Source organism: Snodgrassella sp. W8132 (assembly GCF_016100865.1).
Lineage (GTDB): Bacteria > Pseudomonadota > Gammaproteobacteria > Burkholderiales > Neisseriaceae > Snodgrassella > Snodgrassella alvi.
On sequence record NZ_JACFRQ010000002.1, the window covers coordinates 320,074 to 337,456 of the forward strand.

A 17,383-nucleotide genomic window follows, 5' to 3' on the forward strand; every position below is an offset into this window, starting at 1 on the left:
TTTGCAACATGTTGCACCGAAAAAGACTGCCACCAGGGCAGTCTTTTTTATCAGATAATCTGATGTTGTGTTCAATACAGTAGCAAAAATAGCCAAAAAATTCGAATATTTTACTGGTTTGATTATTTCAAGCGGGTATACATTTACCTTTCATATTACGAAACTCTTTCTTGATAGTTCCGCGCAAAATTGTGAATTTGCATTTTCTGATTCATAGTTAGTAAAAAGCATTGATTTAATCTTGTTTTACCGGGATCGCTGTTTTCTGTTACCTATCCAATTTTAAAATCTGAAAAATACAAATTTTTCTTATTTTTCTTTTATTCAATATATAAAATCGATAAACGCTAACGCTGGCTTAAAGTTTGATTGGTTAATAACCATAACCAGCTTACTAGTACAAAAGGTAAGGTTAATACAGGTATGGCAAACGGCTTCAGTATTGTGGCTAATGCGGCCTGAGTAAGAACAGTAAAGATAATACCGAAGACAATATAAATAATGGTTTTAAAATCCTGATTATTACTGAAAGTAGCCAGTGTGATAGCTGTCAGGATTGCATTAAAAGAATAGAGGCCGAGAGAGATCATTTCTATCTGACTGCCATATAACAGTGCAATACCGATGGCCAGTAAAGAACTGGCCAGTGCATAGATAGCCATTCTGATTGAATTGACTGCCAGTCCCGCCAGAAAAATGACACCTACCAGCGTGCTGTTAAATAAAAATACTTCGGCAATGCCCAGTATACTATCCGGTATTAGATGCAGAAGATTAAAACTTGAAATCTGTGCAGATAATTCCGTAGACGGTTCGCGTATCAGTACTGAGAATGATGGTGTAGCCAACAGATACAGCCATGTAATCAACACAAATGGTATTGTCAGACAGGGTAAGTACCATTGCTGTAATATTGAGCTGAATGCTTGTGTAATAAATACTGATAATATGGCAGCAAGTATGATACTTAGCCATAAATACAGTGAATTTTCGCAGAAAACAGATAAGGCGATACCAATCAGACAGGCATTGAAACCATAAATTCCTTGCAGCCAGGCTTTGCGGTTAAGCTGGTACATGTAAGCTATTGCATTGGCACAGACTACAGCAAGTACGCAGGCCAGAGCAGTTTGTGGCTTACCGGCACTGTAACTGCCAAATAGTATGCCTATTGAAAAGATTAGCCCGGAAACAGGATTGTTTTGCAACATAACCTGTCCGTAGCTGCGCAGGATAACATCAATAAACTGACAAAGATGATTGGTACTGGTTAACTGATGCCAGTACTGACGTACTGAGGCTGTGTTCATCTGATTTCTCCTTTTTATTTTTACTTTAGCTGAACAGATAAATTACTATCAGCAGCGGTAACTATGAATATTAGAATGATTATAAAAGAGAATAAGCGATAGTTGGGTTGCAGAAGTATAAAAATGTAATTATCCCGTATTTATTCAGGCAAAATACTGCCTATAAGAATGTAATAGATATATATCAGGGCGTTATTTGTCCGTAATAAAAATACGCGGATGCAAGGCTGCTATTGAACAAACTAATGAATAATATTTCAAATATAATCCGGAATAATTAAAACGAATTTCATATGAAATTTATAAAACTAAGCGAATCAGATAAATTTGATTTATATCTAATGAATAAAGAATAAACCTGAATATCAAGTAATAAAAAATACTAAATACTGTAAGTTAATTTATTTTTTTGTAATAATAATAATTCCAAATATTAAATATGGAAATAGATATGAAAATTTTAAAAATGGTGGCGTTATTATCCCTGAGCATGATGCTTTTTGGGTGTGGTAATTCGAAGCAGGCAGAGCCAAATAAAGCAGGTAGTGAGGCAGTACAGTCAGATGCTAGTAAGTCTGATAACAATAAATTAGATGATGATACTATTCAGAGCTACTTTAGCGAGCTTAAACGGCAACTGCCTATGAGAGTTTCCTCAACTACCCAGCTGGTCGATCTCACTATTGGAAATAATGTAGTAGATTATAAATATGTAGTAACAGGAAATAAAAAAAATTTCTCATCATCTAATGTTCAGAAAATGACTAGTGATAACTTAAAAAATAAATATTGTGAAAATAGAGATCCTGATCTCGTGAAATTAAGAAATTCATTTCCGGATGGCATTAATCATCATTATTATTTTAAAGATGAAGATAAAGAATTATTTAGTGTACATTTAGTACCATCTGATTGTGATGCTAAATAAATTGAAACAGATAATGTGAAAGTAATCATCATAACAGGGTGTTCAGCCCTGTTTTTCTTTTATTATTCATCATTAATTATTTAAACTTTGCCGGTTTTATAGTTTTAAAAGGTTCAGTACCGGAAAACAGGCCGGATACGAAAATCAAAAAACATAAATTGCCAGCAGACTAATTTATATCCGGATATGAAAAATAGTAAAGCTGGCTTTGTAATCTTATAACCAGACTGAATTATTATATTTAGCTATCAGAAAATCATGTACGGTATAGATTATCTATTCCGCTAAAAATAATTCTGAATATCTTCTCTTAATTCCTGGCAGAGGCGGAATGCAGAATCTGCTTAAAACAATTATCAGCAGGGGGATTATCTTTTCTGTCGAATATGCTATTGTTCGAATAGCAGCCGGTATAAAGCCATTTACCTGACTGCTGATTCTGATAACTGGTATGGTTACCAGATTTTTTATGATAAAAATATTTAGCAGGAAAAACTTATGCAGCTACAGCTGAATTCTGTCGGTACACCTTTATTCTATGGCGTATTTATCGTGATTGTCATTGTGATGATTGCAATTGATATGCTTACATTGAAAAAAGAGGGAGTGCATCGGGTTAGTACCAAAGAAGCTCTACTATGGACAACAGTCTGGATTACTGTCTCTCTCGGATTTGCTGCCTGGCTGTATTTTGAGCTGGCACATAATCCTGCCGCCGGTCCGGCTATAGCAGCAGATTCGGTGATGGATTTTCTGACAGGTTATGTTTTGGAAAAATCACTCTCAGTCGATAATATCTTTGTATTTATTCTGATATTCGGTTATTTCAAAGTGCCGGCTGAGTACCAGCATCGTGTTTTGCTTTACGGTGTACTGGGCGCTATTGTACTACGCGCCATTATGGTGGCTCTGGGTGCAGTACTGGTCAGCCGTTTTGAATGGGTATTATATCTGTTTGGTGTATTCCTGCTTTATAGCGGGATTAAGCTGATGCTGCCTGAAAAGACGGAAGATAAAGGTCTGGCCGATAATCCGCTGATAGGCTGGCTGCACCGGCATATGCGTGTTAGCGGGCAGTTAAACCGGGAAAAATTCTTTACCGTTGAAAACGGTCAGCGTATGGCAACTCCTTTGCTGCTTACTTTGATTGTGATTGAATTAAGTGATGTTGTTTTTGCTGTTGACAGTATTCCGGCAGTATTTGCCGTCACCACTGACCCATTTATTGTTTTTACTTCCAATATCTTTGCGGTACTGGGGCTGCGTGCGATGTATTTTTTACTCGCCAATGTAGTAGAAAAATTTATCTATCTCAAATACGGGCTGGCTGTGGTTTTAACTTTTATTGGCGGCAAAATGCTGGTAGCCAAATGGTGGCATATTCCTTCTTTTGCTTCACTGACTGTCGTGTTTAGTGCTTTAATGATTGCTATACTTGCTTCATGGTGGAAAACCAGACAACAACCATCAGCTTAATTAATAATAGGTGATATTTATTTAAACAGCCTGTTATCTGTTACTGCCATTAACCGGCAAAAACAGATAACGGGCTGAAATTCGAAATTAGCTTAAAAACGATTAAGCTAATTTATTGATGATTTCGCTTACCCGTGCTACGTAGATTTTAACGGTTTCAATATCGCCGCGCGGAATTTCATCTACGCTGGCATCTGCCGGTGTTTGTATCAGCGCTCCTCCAGAGCCTCCGAGTACATTAATATCATTACGGTCTGCTTCTTTGTTATTGGCCGGTAACAGTCCCAGACTTACCCAGATACCGCCGTGCTGTGCGGCCAGTGTCTGCATCCAGAGAAGCGTAACCTGTTTGTCACCGTTAAAACTGGCACTATTGGTAAATCCGCCAAATACTTTATTTTGCCATGCGCGCTCTGCCCACAGTCCTGAAGTGGCATCAGCAAATTTTTTGAATTGCCAGGGTACATTGCCCATATAAGTAGGTGCGGCAAAAATAATCCCTTTGGCGTCGTGAAGCTGTTGCCACTGATCATTGTCCAGATCACCATTAGCATCAATTTCAACCAGTACTGCATCGGTATCTGCAGCAGCTGCTTCAGCTATTTTACGAGTATGGCCGTAACCGGAAAAAACCACTATCGCCAGTTTACTCATTTGTACATCCTTATGAATGATTAAATGTTAAAACAGTTTATGCGTGCTGTGCTGCTACTGCAAGAGAGTTTCAGGAAACAAAAATTTCGATTATTGCCTGCGAAGAAATTATTGACTGATGCATTATTATCCTTACACATACCAGTTGCTATGGTATTTAGCTAATACACTAATGCACTAAGACAGCATGCTGGAATTTGTTAGTTTACGGTGCGCTTGCTGTTGTGGTAAATTATTGTTAAACTCAATTAATACATAATCATGCTAGAGTGATAACAGACAGGAAAATTAATGTTGCCGGTAGCCTGTATCAGGCTTACAAAAGATAATTAACAGCGGCAGCACACATCAGGCACACAACCATTTCTTCATAGTAAACACTGTAATTGTTTCAGAACCTGCCCGTACCGGCGGCACACCAAAAATAGCCAACAGGGCAGTAACCGTGGTGTAACTTTTACTCATGAGAGGTAATTATATGGCGTACGCTAGTACCAATCCTTATACCGAGCAACAGGTAAAGGCATTTTCTGATACTACCGATATTGAGCTGGAAGCAGCATTAAATCATGCTGATGCCGCTTTCCATCAGTGGAAAACTACTACATTTGCCCAGCGTGCGCGTATTCTGCAAAACGCTGCGGATATTCTGCGGGCTAATATTGAAGAATATGCCAGTTTACTCACGCTGGAAATGGGTAAACTGTTTAGTGAAGCTAAAGCAGAAACGGAACTGTCAGCACAGATTCTTGAATATTATGCAGTTAATGCTGAACGGCAGCTTCAGCCGGAAGTGTTACCGGTTACATCCAATAAAGGTAATCGTGCCCGTATTGAATTTGCTCCGCAGGGTATTATTCTGGCTGTTGAGCCATGGAATTTCCCTTATTACCAGATAGCACGTATTGCAGCCCCGCAACTGGCTGCCGGTAATGTGATTGTGCTGAAACATGCTTCTAATGTACCTCAGTGTGCAGCGAAAATGGAGGCGATGTTCCTTCAGGCCGGTTTAATGGCCGGTGCTTTCCAGAATCTCTATCCAACTCATGCTCAACTGGCCAAAATCATTGCAGATCCGCGTGTACGCGGTGTAGCGCTGACTGGCTCTGAAAGTGCCGGTGCCATTGTTGCCGCTCAGGCCGGAGCCGCAGTGAAAAAATGTACCCTTGAACTGGGTGGTGCAGATGCTTTCATCGTACTCAATGACGCAGATATCGAAAAAGCAGCTAAATGGGCTGTTTTCGGACGTCACTGGAATGCCGGTCAGGTATGTGTCAGTGCCAAGCGTATTATTGTAGAAGATGGTGTATACGACCGTTTCCTAAGTTTGTATCGTCAGGGTGTGCAGCAATTGCGCATGGGTGATCCGATGGATGCAGCCACAACACTGGCTCCGCTGTCTTCACGCTCAGCCGTTACTGGTTTACAGCAGCAGCTGGATGAAGCAGTTAAGCTTGGTGCGCACGCTGAGGAAATCCCGCTGGATATGCCTGCTCAGGGCTGTTTCTTCCGGCCGGTTATTCTGACCAATATTCAGCCGGATAATCCGGCACGTCACTGGGAATTCTTTGGTCCGGTTTCTTCAATTTACCGTGCTAAAGATGCAGCACACGCTATCGAGATTGCTAACGATAGCCCGTACGGATTGGGCGGATCTATCTTTACTGCTGACGAAGAACGCGGTGCACAGCTGGCTCAGCAGATTGATACCGGTATGGTATTTATTAATCATCCAACCATGGTAAAAGCTGATTTACCTTTCGGTGGGGTGAAACGTTCCGGATTCGGACGTGAATTACTGGATCTGGGCTTAAAAGAATTTGTTAATGCTAAGCTGGTAAGTATTGCCGATATTGACGGTGAATTCTAAGCAGAGCAAATAAAGCAAAACAGGGCTGACAGTGTGCAGCCCTGTTTTTTTATCTCCGACCGTCAGTAAATTAATTGTTTCTTTATTTTCTCCATTGTGGTTAGCAATCTGTTTTTTCGGTTCAGTAAAGTGTTTACCTGGAGAGACATATACGTTACTGAAATGTAATATATATGTAGCATTATGCTAAATTCCGGCTATTGTGTTCTGCTGACAATATTTTCTCAGGTAAAGTGGTGATGTCGAGTTTTTATGCATTATCTGATTGATAATAATATTTTATTTCACCATGATGAGCATAAATGTGTACCAGTGATTGAACAGGAGGCCGTATGTTAACCATTATCGCTGCACCCACCAGTCAGGACTTTGCTAATCCGCGCCTGAGTGAAAAGTATACTCAGCCACAGTTTCTCAAACAGAGCGAACAGTTAATACATTATTGTCGTCAGCTAAGTGTGAAACAGCTGGAAGAATTGATGCACATCAGCCCGCATCTGGCTGAGCTTAATCAGCAGCGTTTTCAGGACTGGCATACGCCATTTACCCCTGATAATGCTTTACAGGCGGTTTTTGCCTATAGTGGTGATATCTACACCAGCCTGAAAGTCAGTGATTTATCCCTGCATGAACTGGATTATATGCAAACCGCTGTATGTATTCTTTCCGGTTTGTACGGCATATTGCGTCCGCTGGATTTAATTCAGCCCTACCGTCTGAGCATGAATGTACGTCTGGAGAATCCTAAAGGCATTAATTTGTATCATTTCTGGCATGAAACCCTGACCAGCCATTTGAATCAAATCGAAACTGAAACCATCATTGATTTAGCTTTTGATAATTATTTCAAAGCAATAGATAAGGATAAACTTAAAGCACAGGTAATTAAACCGGTTTTTCTGGATGAAAAAGCGGGTAAATACATGAATGTTAATGCTTATGCGAAAGAAGCCATGGGATTAATGACTCGCTTTATTGTACGCAATAAACTGCACTCACTTAAAATGCTGCATGAATTTAATGAGCATGGTTACCAGTTTGCTGCACATGAATCAAGTGAGGATGAACTGGTATTCAAACGTTCAGAAAAAACAGCTCAGCAATACCGTAATTAGGCATATTATTCAGTATAGCTGTACAAAAGTTGCAAAAAAAGCAGAGCAAGTACATAAAAATGTGGTAGTTGTAGCAAAATTAGGTACAATCGCCGCTTTTACCATCGCAAAGGTGTAACCATGTCTGAATCAACCCCAATCTGCCCGCAATGTGCCAGCGAACAAAATTATTTTGATGGTAGCTTTACTGTCTGTCTGGAATGCGGACACGAATGGGATGCTGCTAGCAATACCGGTTCATCACAAGAGCTTGATGTTAAAGACAGTAACGGTAATCCGTTGTCGACTGGTGACGACGTTATTCTGATTAAAGACCTTAAGCTTAAAGGTAGTAGCACTGTTCTGAAAAAAGGTGCCAAAGCTAAAGGTATTCGTCTGGTTGAAGGCGATCATGAAATTGATTGCAAAATTGACGGCATGAAAATCATGCTTAAAGCGTGCTTTGTGAAAAAGGCCTGATATTTTTTAAAGAGATACGTACACAAAACCCACCCTGTCTGCCAATTTTTAATTGCAGACAGGGTGGGTTTTGATCTGTGGATAACTAAGTTATCCACATACAGGCGCCAATATGCTCTAATTATTGTCGGAAGTTAACCCCGGGTCAACGACTGCATAGATGCGGTTGTCCAGAACACTGGCACTGATTCTTTGCATAATGACATTAGCCAGTTCAGTACGATGAATAAAACCATGTACCTCCTGCTGATAAAAACATTTACCTGTGTCAGTAACGTCACCATTAGACAAACCGCCCGGACGCAGAATTTCATAATTCAGCTTACTGGTTTGCAGCCATACCTCTGCCAGAGATTTTTCCCGTACAGCATGCCCGAAAGCAGTTTTTGCGCGTTCAGACATAGTATGCCATGAGTCGCCGCAGCCCAGAGAGGTAACCAGCAGCATCCGGGAGATACCAGCTTGTTCAGCTGTATCAATAATCAGGCGCTGAGCCAGATAATGTGCGCCAGCTGATCCACCCAGAGTAGAGACAATTATGGTATTGGTGCCGGCAAGCTGACATATTTCTTTGACACTGGATTCATCGGTAGCATCACCAACTACAGTCTGCACACCCTGCCGGTTTAATTCAGCGGCAAAAGCGGCATCGCGTACCAGTGCCGCGCAGCGCCATTCAGATGATTGCTGTAATGCCAGCTGTAATACCTGATAGCCGGTGCCTTTTTTAGAGCTCACCCCGAACAATAATAGCGTTTTCATCAGTTTTTCCTTAGTCCGGACGGAAACGTTTAGCCAGAATTCTGAATTTATCTAATTGCTGTGCTTTTAATTGTCTTTGTTCATCACGTCCGACAAAAATTTTAAACATGGCTTCGCCCTGACGGTTCAGAAAAATAATTCCCGCGGTAGCCATATGCATAAAACTGCGCTCAACAAAAGCGATATGTGCACAGTTTTCTGCCCGGATATGCCCGCCGAATGCTTGCTTATGCTGCAAATTGAAATAACCGGCACCATATTTTCCAGCTGGCAGTTCACCGGAAAATTCAGCAATAATATCTGGAGTGTGAACCAGAAAAGTAATTTCACCCCATGTAAGTACTTCCTGCCACACAGTATCAAATTGACTTCCGTCTGTCATCACTGCATTAGGCACGGCTTCAATTACTGCGGTTAAACTAGTCTGATATTGCCGGGCAATCTGTTCCAGCGTACCTTCCGGGTTACTTTGCATGAAAAGTTTAAGATTATTACTTGCAGACTGTTCAGTCATTTTTATTTCCTTAAATTAAAACTGTTTTGACGCTGAGATATTACGGAGCAGCGGTATGCCCTGGCGCGGGTTTTCCGCTTTGGCGCATCTGCATCATTTTTTCCTGCCGCTCAAGATGTTCCGGATTATTCAAAGACAATAGTAATTGCTGCAAAGCCTGTAACAGATTGCTCGACCAGAAACGGCCTGATGGTGTTAGCAACAGACAGCGTGCATCATTGACGAGTAAACCCGCCTGCTGCCATTGTTCCAGTAATGGATCCAACAAGTGAGCCTGTGTTGTCAGTGCAGCTAAATCAACCCGGCCCTGTTCTATACCGGCCTGAAGCTGATATAACCATTCTCCTAGTAAAGATTGGCCGGTAAGCATCATCAATGGTTTTTTGCCTTGTTTCAGCCGTGTGTAGTACTCAGCCAGATCGCGTTGCAGCATAAATGACTGACCGCCCAGCCGGCCACCGGCACCGGAGCCAAATGCAAAGAAATCAGCACCCTGCTTAATTAGCAGATTATATAAATTTCGTTCACGTGTGGTTTTAGCCCAATGGCTGTTACTTAGCTGCATCCAGCCCTGCCGGCGTAAAAAAGCTTCACCCTGTAAATAAAAATGACATTTATCCGCTACTGAAGGTAATTCAAGTTGGCCGTTTTCCACCCGCTTAGCCAGCGGTGTGGAAGAGAGCAGATTTAGAGCATACAAATCCACACCATCTAGCGGCAGGCCGGCAGCAAGTTCTAAATCTGTCTGCCAGCTCTGAGGCGTCTGCCCGGGTAATCCAAACATCAGATCGCACACCAGTGCTACACTGTCTTTAGCGGCAATTCGTTCAAATGTTTCTATAATCTGTTCACGTTTGGATAAGCGTCCGAGCTTCTGACGAATATTGGTATCGAAAGTCTGAATACCGATTGAAAACCGGTTTGCACCTGCCTCTATATAACTATCTGTACGTGCCTCATCGAAATCAGAAATTCGTCCTTCAATAGTAATTTCACAATCAGGTGCAAGAGGTAATGACTGTTTCAGTAAACTGATTACCCGGGCTAGCTGACCGGCGGGCAGAGCGGATGGTGTACCACCTCCGAAATAAACCGCATGAATGGGTGCAGACTGTAATGCCGGATTGTTGATTTCCAGAGTGATTTCGGTTAGTAAGGCATCAATATATGCTTCAGTATCAAATTTGCGCAGCAGATTCTGGTAAAAACCACAAAACTGGCAGTGAGTATCACAAAAGGGGATATGAATATAAATCAGCCTTTTATTGCCGGTAAGTTCAGTTTGCTGTAATTGTTGCCATTGCTTTTCGATATCTTCCGCAGCCAGTGGCATACTTGCGCGTAATGGCATGACAGCCCGGCGATCCTGAAACGGTAAACCAGAACATGCAGCATAATAACGGCTTAAATCCAATGATTTCATAACACAGACATAAATTGAAAGCTGCAAGAATTAAATAATAATTATTATCATATGGCAATGGTTTTATGACCATGTATACTTAACAATATCCTGTTTATTGATACATATCAACAGACTTGAATATGCCAATAGAAATGTTTATTCTGTAGAATAGTTGTACAAAAACTATTTTATGCGTATTGGAATTCATCTATCAATGATTAAAAGAATACGGCTGAATCAGATAATAGTGTGAATAAATTTATCTGTCTGAATTAAAGCTTGATAAGCTTAAAACTGAATTTATAAAAATCAATATTGATTAAAGTTCTGATTTTTGAATTAATTGTATTTATTAAATGGTAATTATATAAACTCTGTATTCTGACTATATATTTAATTGGCAGCAGGTTATCTTTATGGCTGAGGATTATTATTATTGAATATTCTGAAAATAAATAAAAATTTGATAATCTCAACAGTTAAAACAGGAATTAATAAAGAAAATACTGTATAGTTAACATTTGTAAATTTATTATTCATCCACCGGAAATAAATTATGCAACAAACCCAGTCTGTCCGGCAGATTACCGGATTGCTTATTGGTACCGCAGTTGGTGATGCAATAGGGCTGGCTCGTGAGGGTATTGCTCCTAAGCGAGCCAGACGTATGTTTGGCGATAAAATTCAGCACAGCCTGATTGTCACTCCATGGGGGAGAATAGGGTTATGCAGTGATGATACTGAGCATGCAGCGATGGTGGCACAATGTCTGCTGAGCTGTAAGCTGAATCCGAAGGATTTTAGTGGCCGGCTGGGCAGAGGCATGAGGCGATGGTTTCTGACCATGCCGGCCGGTTTGGGTATGGCTACTTTAAAAGCCTGCCTGAAATTGTGTCTGGGTATCAATCCGGCTAAAAGCGGTAATAATTCTGCCGGTAACGGAGCGGCTATGCGTGCACCGGTGATAGGCTGGTTTTTTGCCGGTAATCCTGACATCATGCGTGAATGCATTCATGCAGCTACCATCATAACTCATACTGATCCGCGTGCTGAAGAAGGCGCATGGGTGATTGCCATGGCCGCCGGCTATGCCAGCCGGCAGCAGTCTGAGGTGTCTGCTGACAGTTTCTTTGCTGAGATTATGCCTGCGCTAAGCGGAGAGCAGCTTATCAGTCACTTGCAACTGGCTCAGCAGAAACTTAAGCAGCAGGCTCAATTGCATGATTATCTGCTGGCGCTGAAACTGGAAAAAAAAGGAATTACTGGCTATATTAACAATACCGTGCCTGCTGTTATCTATGCATGGCTGCGCTATTATGGTGATTACGAACAAACCGTCAGTGCATTAGTACATGCGGGCGGGGATACTGATACCACGGCAGCCATTGCCGGCGCTCTTGCCGGTATTTATGTGGGCGAAGCAGGTATTCCGGAACAATGGCTGCAAGGTGTGAAAGAATGGCCAATGAGTATGAATTATCTGCGCAAACTCTCGGTGGCACTGGCTGACAGAAAACATCATCCGAAACAGATTATCAGTTTGAAACAGCCACCATATGTTTTTTTATTATGCAGAAATATACTTTTTTTCTGCATAATCATGTTGCATGGTTTCAGACGGTTGTTACCGCCCTTTTAAATTATTAAAAATTAATACTCTTGTTCTTGATAAAAAAACTTATAACTATAAAAATATATTTAAATTCAATAAAATAAGCCACATTAGAAGTGGCTTATTTTATTGGATTAATCAATATAAAATAACAATCAGAATTTTAATTGAATAACTAATAAGGGGATATTAATCTGATATTTCTTGTACATCTAATATTTCTAAATAATCAGAATATTCTTTTGCAACTTCTACTCTCAAAAGTAATGTGGCTTGCAAGGCATCTTTAGCTTCAATAATTTTAAATCTAGCTGCTGATTCAGTTAATAACGCATAAACAACTTTATATTTTTTCATTTTCCTCCTTTATGAGATAAAGATATTATTTAAAAATAAGCATATAAATTATAACATTTTTATAAAAATTTTAGAATAATGATTGCTTTGTTATTACTCTTAAACTAATCTTCAATATTGAGTTGGTTAATTTAGAAATGCTTCAATAAAAATAATTCTACTACATTGATTGAAATATATATTTAAAGTATCCGAACTATATATTCTGTATTATCATGCTGTATGGTTTCAGACGGCTGTTACCGTCGTATTAGGCAATAAATACTTTATTGCTGAACCATTAAACAGATAAAAACAGGCCGATGATTTTATAAACATTGTTTTGGTATCGTATTTTCCTTAACGCCGTTCGGGCAAAAACCTACGCTTTGTCCGAGTTTTACTACTACCACATCCTTTATCTGGAAAATACTGCCTTTCTGCGGCCACACAGGTGCGGCATAAACGGTATTTAAATCAGATTTAATATCATCATAGGATGCGGGAATGATAGTGGCAATTTCGGCTTTATTCATAAATGCAGATATTCTTACGGAATTACCGCTATCCCAGTTAAGAAATGAAGCACCAAACATATCTGAATTATTTGGTCTGTTTACGCGTTTAATATCCATCGCACCAAAGAAATATACTTTGACAGGGGCATCCGGAGATATTTTTATTTCTTTGGCGATATCACTGGCAATAAATGAAGCCAGCCGATAATCTTTATTGTAGGCAATATAGTCTGTATAAAATAGGTTACTGGAACAGGCCAAACCATATAAAAATGAAAAAGCGGCTACCGCCCATAAATATTTATTTTTTCGGATAATAATAAAGCCAATCAGTCCTGCAGAGGCAAAGAATACGGTAAAACTGGTCATTGTTCTGGCTGGCAAGCCTTTGCCGACAACAATATTCATACAGAACAAAGTCAGAATGCTTAAAAGTACATAAAACCCATATCTGGCTTTTCTTTTTAATGGATACAGGAGTGGCAAAATTAAAAATACAAACGCAATTAAAAAGGTATTTAATCCGTAGGGGGCTTTTAGAGTGAAATAGTGCTCTATAGAACGTCTGATATTTTTTAAGTTTTGTACGGGTGATTCATTAAACCAGGTAACAATATCGCTTAAATAAGATTCAGACTGCAGATGATAATAATTCAGAATTAATTTTCCCAGTACAAAATACAATATTAATCCGATAACTGAGGAAATACATAATGCAGCTATCAGTTTTAAATGCCGGGTATTTTCTGTACCTCTGACCTCATCGATTAATAAATATGCGATTAGTAATGAGTACGGGAGAAAGATTAATGATTGATAAATAGCTATTGAATAACAGATCAGAAAGGCCGGAAAAATTACGGTATGCAGAAAGGAATTTTTTCTGACAATCAAGTATACGGCAACAGATGACAGTAATATTGCTGTGGCCAATGTGTCACACTGGTTCAGAAACTGTAACTGATAGGCAAACTGTACAGATGAGGCATATAAAACAGTAAAGAAAAGCGATTGATTCAGATTTAAACAAAATATTTTTACAATTACCGTGCACGAAGCGGCCAATAAAATAAACGTCAGAATTTCAGTGAAAAAGGGGATAAAAGGTTCCGGATAAATACTGGCTTTCAATAAGGCATGCCCCCATCTGCCAATTGCGACAGTATGCAAAATGTTGTTATTGAATTCTTCATCTATAGACAAAGAAAAATGAGTAAGCTCAAAGCCGAAAACAAAAATATAGATGATTAATGCGGACAGAAAAGAAAATATGGCAATCTGGTGTTTATTATTCTGGTCTAGCTGCAAAAATTGCATTCAATGTCACCCTTATTAAGGTAAAGCTTGTTGTTTAATAATCTATATTTCTCCGGAATATTTGTCGCTGACATAGAATCTTGAATAAACCGGAGCTTTCTTTTCTATGGAGAAATTATAATTCAATTTGATTTAATCAGTTACTCTATATAAGAAGATTAAAGCTAATAAAAACTATTTTTAAAGTAAAAAACAAAATATAAAGTTGATTTGAGGTTTTATGCTAAAAATATAATAAATAAAGCTGGTATTAGTTTTTAAATAATTATATGTAATAAAAACGCTGATTATTCAATGAAAATGCAGATTAATTAGGATATTAAGTGGCTCAGGTTTTATTTTAATATATTTTAATTTAAGGAAAATTAAACGCCCTGTTGTTCTTCAACAGGGCGTTTAAGAATTAAAAAGCGTTCACAAGCTATTTATTCTACAGTCACCGATTTCGCCAGATTTCTTGGTTTATCTACATCAGTGCCGCGGGCCAGTGCGGTGTGGTAGGCCAGTAGTTGTACCGGTATGGTGTGTACAATCGGGGAAAGTACGCCCATATGGCGCGGGGTACGGATAACGTGTACGCCTTCATCGGCGCTGAATTCGCTGTCCAGATCGGTGAATACAAAGAGCTCACCGCCGCGTGCGGCTACTTCCTGCATATTGGCTTTGACTTTCTCGAGCAGGCTGTCATTAGGTGCAATCACCACTACAGGCATATTCTGGTCTACCAGTGCCAGCGGGCCGTGCTTAAGCTCACCGGCCGGATAAGCTTCGGCATGAATATAGGTAATCTCTTTAAGTTTCAGAGCACCTTCAAGGGCGATGGGGTAATGAATGCCGCGGCCTAGAAACAGTGCGTTATTTTTAGCGGCAAACTGATTTGCCCAGCCGGCAATTTGCGGTTCGAGATTAAGTACATGCTGCACGCTGCCGGGAAGCAGGCGCAGCTCATTGGTATATTGCTCTTCTTCTTCAGGGGTAACCAGTCCGCGCATTTTACCCAGTGTTACCGCCAGTCCGAACAATGCCACAAGCTGAGTCGTAAAGGCTTTGGTAGAGGCTACACCGATTTCGGCACCGGCGCGGGTATACAGTACCAGTTCACTTTCACGCGGCAGAGCCGATTCCATTACATTGCAAATAGAAAGGCTGTGCTGCATGCCCAGTGACTGCGCATATTTAAGCGCTTCCATGGTATCAAGTGTTTCGCCGGACTGAGAAATCGTGATGACCAGCTGTTCCGGATCGGCAATAACTTTGCGGTAGCGGTATTCACTGGCAATTTCGACGTCTGTCGGTATTTGCGCAATGGCTTCCAGCCAGTAACGTGCAGTGAGTGCGGAGTAGTAGGAGGTACCGCAGGCAAGAATTTTAATGTTACGGATTCGCTCAAAGATGCCGGCAGCACTGGCGCCAAAGTTTTCCGGCTCAAAGCCGCCTACCAGAAATACTTCGGCGGTGTCGGTGATGGCTTTGGGCTGTTCGTGAATTTCTTTTTGCATGAAATGGCTGTACAACCCCAGTTCGAGCGAAGCTAAGGACAGTTCGGACATTTTGATTTCACGTTCTGCCGGCTGATTGTGTTTGTCGAGCAGAATATCAATGCCTTGTGTGGATAGCTGAACAAGGTCGCCATCTTCGAGAAAGACAACACGACGGGTATAAGCAATAACGGCGGAAACATCGGAAGCGATAAAGCTTTCATTTTCACCCAGTGCCACTAACAGTGGACAGCCCATACGCGCAGCCACAAGTTTATCGGGATTGTCTCTGGCAATAACGCCGATGGCATAGGCACCCTGAAAACGTTTGCAGGCAGTTTGTACCGCCTGAAACAGGTTGCCGGTGCTGGTGTGGGTGTATTCGTAATGGATGCTATGAGCAATGACTTCTGTATCAGTTTGAGATGTGAATTCATAACCCAGTGCCTGTAGCCGGCTACGCTCACTTTCAAAGTTTTCGATAATGCCATTATGAACAATGGCAATCATATTGTTAGAAATATGCGGATGGGCGTTGGGTTCGGTAACACCACCGTGTGTTGCCCAGCGGGTGTGGCCAATACCCAGTCTGCCTTTGAGTCCGGCAGCCTGAGCGGCTTCTTCCATAAATTTAACGCGGCCGACACGGCGTACGCGCTCAATACCGTCCGGTGTCCATACGGCAATGCCGGAAGAGTCATATCCGCGGTATTCCAGCCGTTCCAGACCGCTGGTAAGAAATTCTACTACGTTATTCTGTGCGCGAATGGCGCCAACTATGCCACACATGGTTTATCCTTTTTCAACAGGCATGGTTGCAATGCAATTACGGTTTTTTTACCTGGCTGGAATGCGGCTGTTACGGTTTGCGGGTTATGCCGTGCTGATTCCAGTTTATGTGTATCGTCTGCCTGATGATGCTGTTTCAGTTTTATTTGAAATGAAGATTGTAATGGAAACGGCGGATTTGTACAGTAAACTTTGTTTACAGCCGGCTGTACAAACAGACAGATATGTTTATGCTAATGGTTTTCAGGATGATGTTGGGTAGATAAATTATCTTTATATATCAGATATTTTATTCATTTGTTCTGTGGGTGTCATTAAATATCTGGTTTAGGGATATGTTAGTGGTATTGATTTATGCCGGCAAATTGTTAATGTGTTTTCACCTGAAAAGACAGTTTTGCATCCAGGTAAGTCAGATTTGAAATTTTTGCTGGTTCAGGCTAAGCGGGTAATCGGAATGGTTCTGTCTGTGCCGGTGACGGCCTGATAAATTTTTTTGGCACCTTCAGGACAAATAAAGCAGTCGCTGCATTTACTTTGCTGACAGGAAGGCTGGTAAGGAGCTATCTGGCGTATGATCCCTTTTCTGAGCCAAAAATTAAGCATTTGCTCCATGGCACTTTCCTGCACCTGAAAATGGCGGGACAAATCCTGCAGGCTGGCTTGTCCGATAGTGATAAGGTAGTCACGAATGGCAGTGATAAGCATATCCGGTAGTCCTTTATCTGGGTTGGCTGATGGTTTGTTCCTGCTGTCTGGATAACTGAATACAAATAGATAGTGATGATTTTGCAAATATCACTATCTGTTTAAGTAAATAAGTTTTGGTAATTAGTAAAA

The 17,383-nt window shown here is 40.7% G+C and carries 16 protein-coding genes; 7 read left to right on the plus strand and 9 right to left on the minus strand.

The genetic code is table 11. The features are described from left to right. Positions 1-347: 347 nt before the first annotated feature. Positions 348-1,310, minus strand: coding sequence for an urea transporter (locus H3U82_RS09080; RefSeq protein ID WP_198210246.1), 963 nt, complete (start codon positions 1,308-1,310; stop codon positions 348-350). A 451-nt stretch (positions 1,311-1,761) separates the two neighbouring features. Between H3U82_RS09080 and H3U82_RS09085 the strand changes: the two genes are divergently transcribed. Continuing rightward, positions 1,762-2,238, plus strand: coding sequence for a hypothetical protein (locus H3U82_RS09085; protein ID WP_198210247.1), 477 nt, complete (start codon positions 1,762-1,764; stop codon positions 2,236-2,238). Between the two features lie 498 nt (positions 2,239-2,736). Next, complete coding sequence (locus H3U82_RS09090; protein ID WP_084586011.1) at positions 2,737-3,714, plus strand: TerC family protein; 978 nt, start codon at positions 2,737-2,739, stop codon at positions 3,712-3,714. A gap of 102 nt (positions 3,715-3,816) precedes the next feature. On the opposite strand, the gene H3U82_RS09095 is transcribed toward H3U82_RS09090, so the two are convergent. After that, positions 3,817-4,368 (minus strand): flavodoxin family protein, encoded by a 552-nt coding sequence (locus H3U82_RS09095; RefSeq protein ID WP_025331534.1) that lies wholly within the window; start codon positions 4,366-4,368, stop codon positions 3,817-3,819. A 478-nt stretch (positions 4,369-4,846) separates the two neighbouring features. Here H3U82_RS09095 and H3U82_RS09100 point away from each other — a divergent pair, with 478 nt between their 5' ends. From H3U82_RS09100 to H3U82_RS09110, 3 genes are all read left to right on the plus strand, one after another. Further along, a complete protein-coding gene (locus H3U82_RS09100; RefSeq protein ID WP_025331533.1) occupies positions 4,847-6,238 on the plus strand; it encodes an NAD-dependent succinate-semialdehyde dehydrogenase in 1,392 nt (463 codons plus the stop codon). Positions 6,239-6,570: 332 nt separating this feature from the next. Then, on the plus strand, positions 6,571-7,353 hold the full coding sequence (gene yaaA / locus H3U82_RS09105) for a peroxide stress protein YaaA (protein WP_198210248.1): 783 nt from the start codon (positions 6,571-6,573) through the stop codon (positions 7,351-7,353). Between the two features lie 120 nt (positions 7,354-7,473). Then, positions 7,474-7,812 (plus strand): zinc ribbon domain-containing protein YjdM, encoded by a 339-nt coding sequence (locus tag H3U82_RS09110; RefSeq protein WP_025331531.1) that lies wholly within the window; start codon positions 7,474-7,476, stop codon positions 7,810-7,812. A gap of 117 nt (positions 7,813-7,929) precedes the next feature. On the opposite strand, the gene H3U82_RS09115 is transcribed toward H3U82_RS09110, so the two are convergent. From H3U82_RS09115 to hutW, 3 genes are read right to left on the minus strand one after another with little or no spacing between them, the layout of a single operon-like run. Next, positions 7,930-8,574, minus strand: a complete 645-nt coding sequence (locus tag H3U82_RS09115) for an NAD(P)H-binding protein (RefSeq protein ID WP_198210249.1) — start codon at positions 8,572-8,574, stop codon at positions 7,930-7,932. A 10-nt stretch (positions 8,575-8,584) separates the two neighbouring features. Next, on the minus strand, positions 8,585-9,088 hold the full coding sequence (gene hutX, locus H3U82_RS09120; protein WP_198210250.1) for a heme utilization cystosolic carrier protein HutX: 504 nt from the start codon (positions 9,086-9,088) through the stop codon (positions 8,585-8,587). A 40-nt stretch (positions 9,089-9,128) separates the two neighbouring features. After that, on the minus strand, positions 9,129-10,511 hold the full coding sequence (gene hutW / locus H3U82_RS09125; RefSeq protein WP_198210252.1) for a heme anaerobic degradation radical SAM methyltransferase ChuW/HutW: 1,383 nt from the start codon (positions 10,509-10,511) through the stop codon (positions 9,129-9,131). A 538-nt stretch (positions 10,512-11,049) separates the two neighbouring features. Here hutW and H3U82_RS09130 point away from each other — a divergent pair. After that, entirely contained in the window at positions 11,050-12,132 is a 1,083-nt protein-coding gene (locus tag H3U82_RS09130) for an ADP-ribosylglycohydrolase family protein (protein ID WP_198210254.1), read from the plus strand. Between the two features lie 162 nt (positions 12,133-12,294). Here the strand turns inward: H3U82_RS09130 and H3U82_RS09135 are convergent, their stop codons facing one another. From H3U82_RS09135 to glmS, 3 genes are all read right to left on the minus strand, one after another. Next, positions 12,295-12,462 carry a hypothetical protein gene (locus H3U82_RS09135; RefSeq protein WP_198210256.1) on the minus strand — a complete coding sequence of 56 codons (168 nt, stop codon included), beginning with the start codon at positions 12,460-12,462 and terminating at the stop codon, positions 12,295-12,297. A gap of 308 nt (positions 12,463-12,770) precedes the next feature. Next, positions 12,771-14,276: a glucosyltransferase domain-containing protein gene (locus H3U82_RS09140; RefSeq protein WP_198210259.1), complete on the minus strand. Its 1,506-nt coding sequence runs from the start codon at positions 14,274-14,276 to the stop codon at positions 12,771-12,773. Positions 14,277-14,701: 425 nt separating this feature from the next. Further along, positions 14,702-16,543, minus strand: coding sequence for a glutamine--fructose-6-phosphate transaminase (isomerizing) (gene glmS, locus H3U82_RS09145; RefSeq protein WP_198210261.1), 1,842 nt, complete (start codon positions 16,541-16,543; stop codon positions 14,702-14,704). Between the two features lie 31 nt (positions 16,544-16,574). Here glmS and H3U82_RS09150 point away from each other — a divergent pair, with 31 nt between their 5' ends. Further along, positions 16,575-16,805, plus strand: coding sequence for a hypothetical protein (locus H3U82_RS09150; protein WP_198210263.1), 231 nt, complete (start codon positions 16,575-16,577; stop codon positions 16,803-16,805). 173 nt (positions 16,806-16,978) lie between these two features. Here the strand turns inward: H3U82_RS09150 and H3U82_RS09155 are convergent, their stop codons facing one another. Further along, on the minus strand, positions 16,979-17,251 hold the full coding sequence (locus tag H3U82_RS09155; RefSeq protein WP_198210264.1) for a FeoC-like transcriptional regulator: 273 nt from the start codon (positions 17,249-17,251) through the stop codon (positions 16,979-16,981). Positions 17,252-17,383: the final 132 nt, after the last annotated feature.

What these genes read in the sequence shown, in the direction of transcription:
- H3U82_RS09080 (WP_198210246.1), bottom strand. Translation starts at nt 1,310, where the DNA reads ATGAACACAGCCTCAGTACGTCAGTACTGGCATCAGTTAACCAGTACC.
- H3U82_RS09085 (WP_198210247.1), top strand. Translation starts at nt 1,762, where the DNA reads ATGAAAATTTTAAAAATGGTGGCGTTATTATCCCTGAGCATGATGCTT.
- H3U82_RS09090 (WP_084586011.1), top strand. Translation starts at nt 2,737, where the DNA reads ATGCAGCTACAGCTGAATTCTGTCGGTACACCTTTATTCTATGGCGTA.
- H3U82_RS09095 (WP_025331534.1), bottom strand. Translation starts at nt 4,368, where the DNA reads ATGAGTAAACTGGCGATAGTGGTTTTTTCCGGTTACGGCCATACTCGT.
- H3U82_RS09100 (WP_025331533.1), top strand. Translation starts at nt 4,847, where the DNA reads ATGGCGTACGCTAGTACCAATCCTTATACCGAGCAACAGGTAAAGGCA.
- yaaA (WP_198210248.1), top strand. Translation starts at nt 6,571, where the DNA reads ATGTTAACCATTATCGCTGCACCCACCAGTCAGGACTTTGCTAATCCG.
- H3U82_RS09110 (WP_025331531.1), top strand. Translation starts at nt 7,474, where the DNA reads ATGTCTGAATCAACCCCAATCTGCCCGCAATGTGCCAGCGAACAAAAT.
- H3U82_RS09115 (WP_198210249.1), bottom strand. Translation starts at nt 8,574, where the DNA reads ATGAAAACGCTATTATTGTTCGGGGTGAGCTCTAAAAAAGGCACCGGC.
- hutX (WP_198210250.1), bottom strand. Translation starts at nt 9,088, where the DNA reads ATGACTGAACAGTCTGCAAGTAATAATCTTAAACTTTTCATGCAAAGT.
- hutW (WP_198210252.1), bottom strand. Translation starts at nt 10,511, where the DNA reads ATGAAATCATTGGATTTAAGCCGTTATTATGCTGCATGTTCTGGTTTA.
- H3U82_RS09130 (WP_198210254.1), top strand. Translation starts at nt 11,050, where the DNA reads ATGCAACAAACCCAGTCTGTCCGGCAGATTACCGGATTGCTTATTGGT.
- H3U82_RS09135 (WP_198210256.1), bottom strand. Translation starts at nt 12,462, where the DNA reads ATGAAAAAATATAAAGTTGTTTATGCGTTATTAACTGAATCAGCAGCT.
- H3U82_RS09140 (WP_198210259.1), bottom strand. Translation starts at nt 14,276, where the DNA reads ATGCAATTTTTGCAGCTAGACCAGAATAATAAACACCAGATTGCCATA.
- glmS (WP_198210261.1), bottom strand. Translation starts at nt 16,543, where the DNA reads ATGTGTGGCATAGTTGGCGCCATTCGCGCACAGAATAACGTAGTAGAA.
- H3U82_RS09150 (WP_198210263.1), top strand. Translation starts at nt 16,575, where the DNA reads ATGCAATTACGGTTTTTTTACCTGGCTGGAATGCGGCTGTTACGGTTT.
- H3U82_RS09155 (WP_198210264.1), bottom strand. Translation starts at nt 17,251, where the DNA reads ATGCTTATCACTGCCATTCGTGACTACCTTATCACTATCGGACAAGCC.